The following is a 12,012-nucleotide window of genomic DNA, read 5'->3' as shown; positions in this document are numbered from 1 at the left end:
GCTCGGGATGGGGCGGGGTCAAATCCGTGGTCCTCTTTCCACCTGTTTGCGCAGCTCACTGTACCTGTGAGCAACGTGACAGTTACCGACTTGTGAATTGATTTGTCAACTGTCAGTGGCTGTCAGTTAGCCTCGCGGCATGACTAGTCAGACCACCGTCGACAAGGCGGACAAGGCGCCGGAGCAGCCGGGGGGCGCTCCCGCCCCGGCCGAGGCGAAAGGCCTGCGCGGCCACCCCTGGCTGACGCTGTTCGCCGTCGCGATCGGCGTGATGATGGTGGCCCTCGACGGCACCATCGTGGCCATTGCCAACCCAGTGATCAAGCAGGATCTGAACGCTTCGCTGGCCGATGTCCAGTGGATAACCAACGGCTATCTGCTCGCTCTCGCCGTCTCGCTGATCACCGCGGGCAAGCTCGGTGACCGCTTCGGCCACCGCCAGACCTTCCTCATCGGCATCGTCGGCTTCGCCGCGGCCTCCGGCGCGATCGGCCTGTCCGAGAGCGTCACGTACGTAGTCGTCTTCCGCGTGCTGCAGGGCCTCTTCGGCGCCCTGCTGATGCCCGCGGCGCTCGGCCTGCTGCGCGCCACCTTCCCGGCCGAGAAGCTCAACATGGCCATCGGTATCTGGGGCATGGTCATCGGCGCCTCCACCGCGGGCGGCCCGATCCTGGGCGGCGTACTCGTCGAGCACGTCAACTGGCAGTCGGTGTTCTTCATCAACGTGCCGGTCGGGGTGATAGCCCTCGTCTTCGGCCTGTGGATCCTCAAGGACCACCGCGCCGAGAACGCGCCGCGCTCCTTCGACATACCCGGCATCGTGCTGCTGTCCGGCGCGATGTTCTTCCTGATCTGGGCCATCATCAAGGCCGGTGAGTCCTGGGGCTGGGGCGGCACCAAGACCTGGATCTTCCTCGGCGCGGCCGTGCTGAGCTTCGTCCTCTTCGCCGTCTGGGAGACCAAGGTCAAGGAGCCGCTCGTCCCGCTCGGGATGTTCCGCTCCGTACCGCTCTCCGCGGGCACCATCCTGATGGTCCTGATGGCCTTCGCGTTCATGGGCGGCCTGTTCTTCGTCACGTTCTACCTGCAGGGCGTGCACCACATGACCCCGGTCGAGAGCGGACTGCACCTGCTGCCGCTGACGGCCATGATGATCGTGTCCTCGCCGCTCGCTGGCGCGCTCATCACCAAGTTCGGCCCGCGGGTGCCGCTGGTCGGCGGCATGGTGTTCACGGCCGCCGCGATGTTCGGCATGACCACGCTGTCCACGGACACCAGCACCTGGACCATGTCCCTCTGGTTCGCCCTGCTCGGCCTCGGCCTCGCGCCGGTGATGGTCGGCGCCACCGAAGTCATCGTGGGCAACGCCCCGATGGAGCTCTCCGGTGTCGCGGGCGGCCTGCAGCAGGCCGCCATGCAGGTCGGCGGCGCGCTCGGCACCGCGGTCCTCGGCGCCGTCATGTCCAGCAAGGTGTCGTCCACGCTCCCCGAGAAGTGGACGGAGGCCGGACTGCCCGGCGAGCCCGCACCCGGTCTCGAAGCGGCCGCCGTGGCCGGTGCCGTACCGACCGAGGCGCTGGAGAAGGCGCACACCCCGCAGCCGGTCATCGAGCAGATCGGCGACGTGATCAAGGACACCTTCCTGTCGGGCATGCACCTGGCGTTCGTCACGGCGGGCGTCGTCGCGGTGGTCGCCGCACTGGTCGCCCTCTTCACCAAGCGCGGAGCCAACGCGGAGGCCGGCGCGGGGGCGGCGCACATCTGACGCCACGCGCCGGGGCCCCGCGCCCGCACACCCGAAAGTCCCGCTGGAGAAACGCTCCGGCGGGACTTTCCCCTATCAGGACGACCGCGCCCCGAACCCCTTCCGGCCCGCCCGCACGACCAGCGAAAGTGCAGTCGACCGGCACAGTCCGTGACGGCCAACTGATCCGTACGACACGGGGGTTCACCATGCGCACCACCATCGCTCTGCCCGCCCTGACCACCTCGCTGCTCGCCCTGGCCCTGCTCGCCACCCCCGCGGCCGGCGCGGCCCCGCCCGCGCTCGCCGACTGCGGCCCCGGCGAGCTGTGCCTGTGGCGGGACGCCGAGTTCAAGGGCGAGCGGCAGACGTACGACCTGACCGGCACGGACATCGAGAGCTGCGTCGCGCTGCCGAAGGGCACCACCGCGCAGGCCCTCGCCAACCGCACCGGACGGCCCGTCACCGCCTACCAGTCGGAGCACTGCGCGGAGACCGGCGAGTTCCAGACGTACCCGGGAGACGGCACCTGGACGCCCCGGTCGCCTTACCGCGTACGGGCGTTCAAGATCTGGGAGCACTGAGCCGCAGCCCCGCCCACGGGCCCGTACCGCCGTCGTACCGACCCTTCGGCGCGGCGGTACGGGTCAGTGGGCCTCGTACCGTACGGGCGCGGTGGGCTGCGGCTCCGCCACGGGCGAGGGTGCGCCGACGGTCGCTCCGGCGACGGCGGAGGGCGGGGGCTCGGGTGCGGCCCCGGAGAGCACCGCCACCTGCGCCCGCAGCGCCCTGACCTCCTCGGTCAGCGCCTCGATCGCCGCGGTACGGCGCCGGTCCCCCTCGTCGTCCTGGTCGAAGCGGGAGATGAACCAGGCGGCGATGTTCGCGGTCACCACACCGAGCAGGGCGATCCCGGACAGCATCAGGCCGACGGCGAGCACGCGGCCGAGCCCGGTCGTCGGCGAGTGGTCGCCGTACCCGACGGTGGTCATCGTCGTGAACGACCACCACAGGGCGTCCCCGAGGGTCTTGATGTTCCCGTCGGGCGACTCGCGCTCCACGGCGAGCACGGCGAGCGAGCCGAACATCAGCAGCCCGGTCACCGCCCCGCCCACGTAGGTCGTCAGCTTGATCTGGGTGGCCATCCGGGCCCGCCGGCCCACCAGCATCAGGGTGGCCACCATGCGCAGCAGTTGCAGCGGCCGGACCAGCGGCAGCAGCACCGCGCACAGGTCCAGCCAGTGGTGGCGCAGGAAGTGCTTCTTGTCCTCGCTCAGAGCGAGCCGCACCAGATAGTCCACGGCGAAGGCGCCCCACACCCCCCACTCCGCGACGGCACACGCCCGCTTCACCGCCGGGCTCGCGTCGGGCAGCACGATCGGCACCGCGTACGCCACGGCGAACAGCACCGCGAGCGCGAGCAGTGGCCGCTGCGTGCGGTTCTCCCACCGGATCTGTGGCGACGGTTCCTTCATGGGAGGGATCGTAAGGAACGCGAAGGGCGGCGGGACCCGCAGGTCCCGCCGCCCTCCTCAGCCCCTCTCCGGTACTACGCGTCGCCGCCCGCCGCACCCGGGTCGGCGGCCGCAACGTCGAGCAGCTGGTAGCGGTCGATCGCCTGCTTCAGGACCGAGCGGTCGATCTTGCCGTCCTTGGCGAGCTCGGTGAGCACCCCGAGGACGATCGACTGCGCGTCGATGTGGAAGAAGCGACGGGCCGCACCGCGCGTGTCCGCGAAGCCGAAGCCGTCAGCGCCAAGGGAGTTGTACCGCCCCGGCACCCAGCGCGAGATCTGGTCCGGCACCGCCCGCATCCAGTCGGAGACCGCCACGAACGGGCCCTCGGCGCCGCTCAGCTTCCGCGTGACGTACGGGGTGCGCTGCTCCTCCTCCGGGTGCAGCAGGTTGTGCCGCTCGACCTCGACGGCCTCCTTGCGCAGCTCGTTCCAGGACGTCGCGGACCAGACATCGGCCTTGACGTTCCACTCCTGGGCCAGGATCTGCTGGGCCTCGAGCGCCCACGGCACCGCGACACCGGACGCCATGATCTGCGCCGGGACCGCGCCCGCCTCGCCCCGCCTGAAGAGGTGGATGCCCTTGAGGATGCCCTCGATGTCGGCGCCCTCCGGCTCGGCCGGGTGCACGATCGGCTCGTTGTAGACCGTGAGGTAGTAGAAGACGTCCTCACTGTCCGGGCCGTACATCCGGCGCAGACCGTCCTTGACGATGTGCGCGATCTCGAAACCGAACGCCGGGTCGTACGCGACACACGCCGGGTTGGTCGAGGCCAGCAACTGCGAGTGGCCGTCCGCGTGTTGCAGCCCCTCACCGGTCAGCGTCGTACGCCCGGCGGTCGCGCCGAGCACGAAACCGCGCGCCAACTGGTCGGCCATCTGCCAGAACTGGTCGCCGGTCCGCTGGAACCCGAACATCGAGTAGAAGACGTAGACCGGGATCAGCGGCTCGCCGTGCGTCGCGTAGGCCGAGCCCGCGGCGATCAGCGAGGCCGTGCAGCCCGCCTCGGTGATGCCGTCGTGCAGCATCTGCCCGGTGGGCGACTCCTTGTAGGCGAGCAGGAGTTGACGGTCCACCGACTCGTACTGCTGGCCGAGCGGGTTGTAGATCTTGGCGCTCGGGAAGAACGCGTCCATGCCGAACGTGCGGTACTCGTCCGGCGCGATCGGCACGAAGCGCTTGCCGATCTCCTTGTCCCGCATCAGCTCCTTGAGGATGCGGACGAACGCCATCGTCGTCGCGATGGCCTGCTGCCCCGAGCCCTTGCGCGCGGCCGCGTACAGCTTGTCGTCCGGCAGCTGCAACGGCTTGGCGCGCACCACCCGCGTCGGTACGTACCCGGCCAGGCCGCTGCGGCGGTCGTGCATGTACTGGATCTCTTCGGACTGCGGACCCGGGTGGTAGTACGGCGGCAGGCCGTCCTCCAGGTCCTTGTCCGCGATCGGCAGGTGCAGCCGGTCCCGGAAGTGCTTGAGGTCGTCGACCGTCAGCTTCTTCATCTGGTGGGTCGCGTTGCGGCCCTCGAAGTTCGGCCCGAGCGTCCAGCCCTTGACGGTCTGCGCGAGGATCACGGTCGGCTGGCCCTTGTGCGCCTTGGCCGCCGCGTACGCCGCGTAGATCTTCTTGTGGTCGTGACCGCCACGGCCCAGGTGAAGGAGCTGAGCGTCGGTCATGCCCTCGGCCATCGCCCGCAGCCGGTGGTCGCCACCGAAGAAGTGATCACGGATGTACGCGCCGGTCTCGGTCGCGTACGTCTGGAACTGGCCGTCGGGCGTGGTGTTCAGCTTGTTGACCAGGATGCCGTCGCGGTCCTGGGCGAGCAGCGGGTCCCAACTGCGGTCCCACACCAGCTTGATGACGTTCCATCCGGCGCCCCGGAACTGCGACTCCAGCTCCTGGATGATCTTGCCGTTGCCGCGCACCGGGCCGTCCAGGCGCTGCAGGTTGCAGTTGACGACGAAGGTCAGGTTGTCCAGGCTCTCGCGGGCCGCGATGGACAGCTGGCCGAGCGACTCCGGCTCGTCCATCTCGCCGTCGCCGAGGAACGCCCACACATGCGACTTGGAGGTGTCGGCGATGCCGCGCGCCTCCATGTAGCGGTTCATCCGCGCCTGGTAGATCGCACCGAGCGGGCCGAGGCCCATGGACACGGTCGGGAACTCCCAGAAGTCCGGCATGGACCGCGGGTGCGGATAACTGGACAGCGCGTACGGCGCCTTGGACTTCTCCTGCCGGAACCCGTCGAGCTGCTGCTTGCTCAGCCGGTCGAGGAGGTACGCGCGGGCGTAGATGCCAGGCGAGGCGTGCCCCTGGAAGAAGACCTGGTCGCCGCCGTCGCCCTCGTCCTTGCCGCGGAAGAAGTGGTTGAAGCCCACGTCGTACAGCGAGGCCGAGGACGCGAAGGTCGCGATGTGGCCGCCGACGCCGATGCCGGGGCGCTGCGCGCGCGAGACCATGACGGCCGCGTTCCAGCGGGTCGCGTTCAGGACCTTGCGCTCGATCTCCTCGTTACCGGGGAAGAACGGCTCGTCCTTGGTCGCGATCGTGTTCACGTAGTCCGTGGAGCGCATCTCGGGTACCGCGACGCGCTTCTCACGGGCCCGCTCGATCAGCCGGAGCATCAGGTAGCGGGCCCGCTCACGGCCCCGCTCGTCGACCGCCGCGTCCAGCGAGTCGAGCCACTCCTGAGTCTCTTCGGGATCGAAGTCCGGGACCTGGCTGGGCAGGCCGCCAATGATGATCGGGTTGCGATCTGATCCGGAAGCCACGCTGTTCCTTCGCTGTCGGTCCTGCTCGGTATCGGGGGCCGTCATAACGCCGACCCCATCGTCCACCTCGGGCGCGCAAACGTCATCTGTACCGTTAGGTAACCAGGCCGTCCTCGTGGCGGCCGGTGCGGAGTTCGGCCCGAATCAGAACGATACGCCCAGCCCGAGCGCCCCTTCCCCGAGAAAGGCGGGGCCGGGAGCCAGGTACGGGACCCGCCACTCCGCGACCTGAGACCCGTTCGAAACCTCTTCGAAGGTGCCGGATGCGGTCGTCGTGCACGCGACGCCCACAGGTCCGGCAAATCAGGTCAGAATGGTGTGGGATGAATCACCGGTACCCGGCAAAGCGCTCAATGAGTTGCGTCGACACGGCCAGGAACGTCACCGTTTCGGCGGTCTCGGCGGCCGGGTACTTGCGCGATCCGCCCCGCACGTGTGGACTACGGCCAATGCCGCGCGCAGCGCGTGTGGCCGAGAACAACTTCCAAACATGATCAGGAGGCAATCCGTGAGCGCGACCGCGGACCACGCGGAGACGAACCTTGCCGTAAGGCTTGGTTTCCAGCCCGACCAGGTGGTCCAGGAGATCGGCTACGACGACGACGCCGATCAGGAGCTCCGTGAGGCCATCGAAGCGGCCACCGGTACCGACCTCGTCGACGAGGAGTACGACGACGTAGCCGATGCCGTGGTGCTCTGGTTCCGCGACGACGACGGGGACCTGACCGATGCGCTGGTGGATTCCATCCAGTACATGGAAGAAGGCGGCTCCATCCTCTTGCTGACCCCGAAGACCGGCCGGGACGGCTACGTAGAGGCGAGCGAGATCAGTGAGGCCGCAACCACCGCGGGCCTCTCTGCCTCCAAGAGCATCAGCGCCGGCAAGGACTGGAGCGGCAGCCGTCTGGTCTCCCCGAAGGCGGCAGCCAAGAAGCGCTGAACCGCACCCCAGGGAAACTCTGCGTGAGCCCCCGTCGACAGTGGTCGGCGGGGGCTCACGCGCGTCCCGCGTCTCTCGTTAGGGTGGCACCACCTGAACAGCCCTACGGAGGGACGCTTCTTCATGGCACTCGCTGGGATCACGACGGGCACCAAGGCCCCGGACTTCGAGCTCAAGAACCAGCACGGGGAGACCGTGCGTCTGTCGGACTTCCGCGGCGAGAAGAACGTGGTGCTCCTCTTCTACCCGTTCGCCTTCACCGGCGTCTGCACCGGCGAGCTCTGCGCCCTGCGGGACGAGCTGCCGAAGTTCGCCAACGACGACGTGCAGCTGCTCGCCGTCTCCAACGACTCCCCGTTCACGCTGCGCGTCTTCGCGGAGAAGGAGGGCCTCGACTACCCGCTGCTCTCCGACTTCTGGCCGCACGGCGAGGTCTCGCGCGCCTACGGGGTCTTCGACGAGGAGAAGGGCTGCGCGGTGCGCGGCACCTTCATCATCGACAAGGACGGCGTGGTCCGCTGGACCGTCGTCAACGGCCTGCCCGACGCCCGTGACCTGAACGAGTACGTCGCGGCGCTCGGCAGCCTCTGAATCACCCCGACGGCCACGCGCTCCCAGGCCGAATAGCCTGTTTCATGCGGGAACCGGTCACTAGGATCCATTCGTTGATCCGATGCCAACGCACTACGGGGGCGCTGCCCCTAGACACCAATGGGAGGACTCGTGGGAGTCAGCCTCAGCAAGGGCGGCAACGTCTCGCTGACCAAGGAGGCCCCCGGCCTGACCGATGTCACCATCGGCCTCGGCTGGGACATCCGGACCACTACCGGTACGGACTTCGACCTCGACGCCAGTGCCATCCTGACGAAGGAGGACGGCAAGGTCTCCAGCGACGCCAACTTCGTCTTCTTCAACAACCTCAAGAGCCCCGACGGCTCTGTGGAGCACACCGGTGACAACACCACCGGTGAGGGCGAGGGCGACGACGAGCAGATCAAGGTGAGCCTGGTCGGTGTCCCGGCCGAGGTCACCAAGATCGTGTTCCCGGTCTCGATCTACGACGCCGAGAACCGCCAGCAGTCCTTCGGCCAGGTGCGCAACGCGTTCATCCGCGTCGTGAACCAGGCCGGCGGTGCCGAGATCGCGCGGTACGACCTCTCCGAGGACGCCTCGACGGAGACCGCCATGGTCTTCGGCGAGCTCTACCGCCACGGCGCGGAGTGGAAGTTCCGTGCCATCGGCCAGGGTTACGCCTCGGGCCTGCGCGGCATCGCGCAGGACTTCGGTGTGAACGTCTGAGCCACGCACGTCCCACGTCCGGCGCCGCACCTCGTGTGCGGCGCCGGACGTGCTCACTTATCGCAGCACCACCATGGGGAGGACCACGATCATGGGCGTCACGCTCGCCAAGGGAGGCAATGTCTCCCTCTCCAAAGCCGCACCGAACCTCACGCAGGTACTGGTCGGACTCGGCTGGGACGCACGTTCCACGACCGGGGCACCCTTCGACCTGGATGCGAGCGCGCTGCTCTGCAATGCGGGCCGGGTGCTCGGCGACGAGTGGTTCATCTTCTACAACCAACTCGCCAGCCCTGACGGCTCGGTGGAGCACACCGGTGACAACCTGACCGGTGAGGGCGACGGCGACGACGAGTCGCTGATCCTGGATCTCTCCAAGGTCCCGGCCGAGGTGGACAAGATCGTCTTTCCGGTCTCGATCCATGACGCGGATAATCGGGGCCAGACTTTCGGTCAGGTGAGTAACGCGTTCATTCGCGTCGTGAACCAGGACGACGGTCAGGAACTCGCCCGGTACGACCTGTCGGAAGACGCCTCCACGGAGACCGCGATGATCTTCGGCGAGGTGTACCGGTACAACGCGGAATGGAAGTTCCGTGCCGTAGGACAGGGGTACGCGTCGGGTCTGCGGGGCATCGCTCTAGACTTCGGGGTCAATGTTTCGTAAAGCCGCGCACGGCTCGGGGGAGCCCCGTACTCGTCGCGGGAGCGGGGACGCCCCGTACACAACGATTGGGTAGCCAGTGGTACTGAAAACCTTCGGCTGGTCGTTCGCGGTCACCGCGCTCGGCCTGGTCGCAGCGGTGTTCATCGGGGGGTGGCAGGCGTTCGGGATCGTGGCGATCCTGTCGATCCTCGAGATCTCGCTGTCCTTCGACAACGCTGTGGTCAATGCCGGAATTCTGAAGAAGATGTCTGCCTTCTGGCAGAAGATCTTCCTCACCGTCGGCATTCTGATCGCGGTCTTCGGCATGCGGCTGGTCTTCCCCGTCGTCATCGTCGCCATCAGTGCCAAGATCGGCCCGATCGACGCCGTCGAACTGGCGATGACCGACAAGGACATGTACCAGCAGCTGGTGACCGACGCTCACCCGTCGATCGCCGCGTTCGGTGGCATGTTCCTGCTGATGATCTTCCTCGACTTCATTTTCGAGGACCGGGACATCCAGTGGCTGCGCTGGATCGAGCGCCCGCTCGCCAAGCTCGGCAAGGTCGACATGCTGTCGGTCTGCATCGCGCTCATCGTCCTGATGGTCACCGCGATGACCTTCGCGACCCAGGCCCACCAGCACGGCGGCGCCCATGTCGACAAGGCGCAGACGGTCCTGATCTCCGGTATCGCGGGTCTGATCACGTACCTGATCGTGGGCGGTCTCTCCGGCTACTTCGAGAACAAGCTGGAGGAAGAGGAGGAGCGCGAGCACGAGGAGGAGGAAGCCGCCAAGAAGAGCGGCAAGCCCGTCTCGGCCGTGGCCATCGCCGGTAAGGCCGCGTTCTTCATGTTCCTCTACCTCGAGGTCCTGGACGCGTCGTTCTCCTTCGACGGCGTCATCGGCGCCTTCGCGGTCACCAACGACATCGTCCTGATGGCCCTCGGCCTCGGCATCGGCGCCATGTACGTCCGGTCGCTCACGGTCTACCTGGTCCGCGAGGGCACCCTCGACGACTACGTCTACCTGGAGCACGGCGCGCACTACGCCATCGGCGCCCTGGCCGCGATCCTGCTCGTCACCATCCAGTACGAGATCCCCGAGGTCGTCACCGGCTCGATCGGCGTCATCCTGATCGCCTGGTCCTTCTGGTCCTCGGTGCGCCGCAACAAGCGCCTCGCCGCGGAAGAGGGCGGCGACGGCCCGGCCTCGTCCGAGAAGACTGAGGTCTCCTCCGGGGTGTGACCCCACGGGGGTCGAGGGAACGCTCTGAAGCGGGGCGGCCACGAGGTGCTGAACCTCGGGCCGCCCCGTTCTCTGTCAGTCTGTGAAGGTCCAAGTGGTCTGTGCGGTACGAGAGTTGGGGGCGGGATGTCCTTCTGGCAAGGGCTGTGGCGGGGGCGCGAGGCGCAGTTCGAGTCGGGCAGCGCGGCGACCAATTCCATCGCGCTCACCAAGCGCCACCCGACGGTGTCACTCACCAAACAGGGCGCGGCCACCGGCAATCTGCGCGTCAACCTGTCCTGGCGGATGCGCTCGTCGGACATCGAGGGCGGCACGAAGCGGTCCGGCGGTCTGCTCCGCAACCCGCTGAAGATGTTCCAGCCCGAGGTGGTGCAGGCGCACACCCAGGGCGTCGTGAACGTGGACCTGGACCTCGGCTGCCTCTACGAGATGGTCGACGGCGCCAAGGGTGTCGTCCAGCCGCTCGGCAATTTCTTCGGCGACCTGAACGCGCCGCCGTACGTGAAGCTCAGCGGGGACGACCGCTTCGGCTCGGCGTCCGGCGAGACCATATACGTCAACCTGGACCACCGGGAGTCCATCAAGCGGCTCCTGGTCTTCGTGTACATCTACGACCAGACGCCGGCTTTTGACCGTACGCACGCCAAGGTCACGCTCTATCCGAGCAACGGCCCGCGGATCGAGATCGAGCTTGACGAGCACGCCCCGCAGGCGCGGTCCTGTGCGGTGATCTCGATGGAGAACGTCAAGGGCGAACTGGTCGTGCGCCGCGAGGTGAAGTTCGTGTACGGCTTCCAGGCGGAGCTCGACCGGCTTTTCGGCTGGGGGCTGCAGTGGGGGCGGGGCTACAAGGCGAAGGCCGACAAGTAGCCCGCCACCGGGTCAGCGCGCCGCCGCGGGCCTCAGCGACTTCAGCGGCCGAGGAACTGCGGTCCCTGCGGCGGGAGTTTGAAGTACGGGTCCGGGATCGCGGCGGCCGCGGCCGGCTGCGGGTAGCCGTACCCGGGCGGCGCCGACGTGGGCTGCGGCACGGGCTGCGGATAGCCGTACGCGGGCGGCGCCGACGTGGGCTGCGGCACGGGCTGCGGATAGCCGTACGCGGGCGGCGCCGGGGGCTGCGAGGGCGGCTGCGGGTAGCCGTACCCCGGAGCGGGCTGTGCGGCGGCGACGGGCCGGGGCACGGTCTGCTCGCCGGAGGGGTGGATGGGCTCCGACTCGTCCACCGAGATCCCGAAGTCCGTGGCCAGACCGACCAGTCCGTTGGAGTACCCCTCGCCGAGCGCGCGGAACTTCCAGGCGTCCCCGCGCCGGTACAGCTCGCCGCAGATCAGCGCGGTCTCGGCGCCCGTCTCCGGCTTCACGTCGAAGTACGCGTACGGATCGCCCTCGGCGGCCGCCGCGTCGTACAGCGAGATCCGCAGGCCGCGTACGTGCTCGAAGGGGACGCCGTCCGCCGACGCGACGATCAGGATGCGGTCGACCTCGGCGGGGAGTCCGGCGAGGTCCGCCTGGATCGAGTCGGTCAGGCCGTCGAGCGCCCGCTTCTTGCCGAGCCGCCAGACCTTGCCCGAGGGGTGCCTCGGCTGGTTGTAGAAGACGAAGTCCTCGTCGGAGCGGACCCGGCCGTCGGTGGAGAGCACCAGTGCCGAGACGTCGATGTCCGGGGCGCCGGACCCGGCGGGCCCCGGCGTCCAGAGCAGCACGGCACGTACGGCCGTGGCTTCCAGCGGGACGTTCGACCCCTTCAGCATCGCGTGCGTCATGCCGTCATCCTGCCTTCCCGGCCCTGGCCAGGACAACGCGGGGGGCGTCGGCGGGGCGGGCGCGGCGCGGCTGCGGCGTGGCTGTGGGG

The 12,012-nt window shown here is 68.3% G+C and carries 11 protein-coding genes; 8 read left to right on the top strand and 3 right to left on the bottom strand.

Annotated features, from left to right (window positions below):
* The first annotated feature begins 271 nt into the window (after window positions 1–271).
* Both GUY60_RS25300 and GUY60_RS25295 read left to right on the top strand, forming a co-directional pair.
* Window positions 272–1,765, top strand: a complete 1,494-nt coding sequence (locus GUY60_RS25300) for an MFS transporter (protein ID WP_376771322.1) — start codon at window positions 272–274, stop codon at window positions 1,763–1,765.
* Window positions 1,766–1,953: 188 nt separating this feature from the next.
* Entirely contained in the window at window positions 1,954–2,328 is a 375-nt protein-coding gene (locus GUY60_RS25295; RefSeq protein WP_161701720.1) for a peptidase inhibitor family I36 protein, read from the top strand.
* A 63-nt stretch (window positions 2,329–2,391) separates the two neighbouring features.
* On the opposite strand, the gene GUY60_RS25290 is transcribed toward GUY60_RS25295, so the two are convergent.
* Together GUY60_RS25290 and aceE are read right to left on the bottom strand one after the other, a co-directional pair.
* A complete protein-coding gene (locus GUY60_RS25290; protein WP_161701718.1) occupies window positions 2,392–3,219 on the bottom strand; it encodes a potassium channel family protein in 828 nt (275 codons plus the stop codon).
* 74 nt (window positions 3,220–3,293) lie between these two features.
* The gene (aceE, locus tag GUY60_RS25285; RefSeq protein ID WP_161701717.1) at window positions 3,294–6,026 is read right to left on the bottom strand and encodes a pyruvate dehydrogenase (acetyl-transferring), homodimeric type; all 2,733 of its coding nucleotides are present in this window, start codon (window positions 6,024–6,026) and stop codon (window positions 3,294–3,296) included.
* Between the two features lie 508 nt (window positions 6,027–6,534).
* Between aceE and GUY60_RS25280 the strand changes: the two genes are divergently transcribed.
* From GUY60_RS25280 to GUY60_RS25255, 6 genes are all read left to right on the top strand, one after another.
* Window positions 6,535–6,966, top strand: a complete 432-nt coding sequence (locus GUY60_RS25280) for a DUF3052 domain-containing protein (RefSeq protein WP_187370124.1) — start codon at window positions 6,535–6,537, stop codon at window positions 6,964–6,966.
* 123 nt (window positions 6,967–7,089) lie between these two features.
* Entirely contained in the window at window positions 7,090–7,557 is a 468-nt protein-coding gene (locus tag GUY60_RS25275; RefSeq protein WP_161701715.1) for a peroxiredoxin, read from the top strand.
* A gap of 132 nt (window positions 7,558–7,689) precedes the next feature.
* Window positions 7,690–8,265, top strand: coding sequence for a TerD family protein (locus GUY60_RS25270; protein WP_161701713.1), 576 nt, complete (start codon window positions 7,690–7,692; stop codon window positions 8,263–8,265).
* 91 nt (window positions 8,266–8,356) lie between these two features.
* Complete coding sequence (locus GUY60_RS25265; RefSeq protein WP_161701711.1) at window positions 8,357–8,932, top strand: TerD family protein; 576 nt, start codon at window positions 8,357–8,359, stop codon at window positions 8,930–8,932.
* Window positions 8,933–9,008: 76 nt separating this feature from the next.
* Entirely contained in the window at window positions 9,009–10,160 is a 1,152-nt protein-coding gene (locus GUY60_RS25260; protein WP_161701709.1) for a DUF475 domain-containing protein, read from the top strand.
* 126 nt (window positions 10,161–10,286) lie between these two features.
* On the top strand, window positions 10,287–11,030 hold the full coding sequence (locus tag GUY60_RS25255) for a TerD family protein (RefSeq protein ID WP_161701707.1): 744 nt from the start codon (window positions 10,287–10,289) through the stop codon (window positions 11,028–11,030).
* Between the two features lie 41 nt (window positions 11,031–11,071).
* Here the strand turns inward: GUY60_RS25255 and GUY60_RS25250 are convergent, their stop codons facing one another.
* Complete coding sequence (locus tag GUY60_RS25250) at window positions 11,072–11,923, bottom strand: TerD family protein (protein WP_161701705.1); 852 nt, start codon at window positions 11,921–11,923, stop codon at window positions 11,072–11,074.
* Between the last annotated feature and the right edge of the window lie 89 nt (window positions 11,924–12,012).

Source organism: Streptomyces boluensis, assembly GCF_009908195.1.
GTDB classification, from domain to species: Bacteria; Actinomycetota; Actinomycetes; order Streptomycetales; family Streptomycetaceae; genus Streptomyces; species Streptomyces boluensis.
This window is presented reverse-complemented; position numbering and strand designations above follow the sequence as displayed.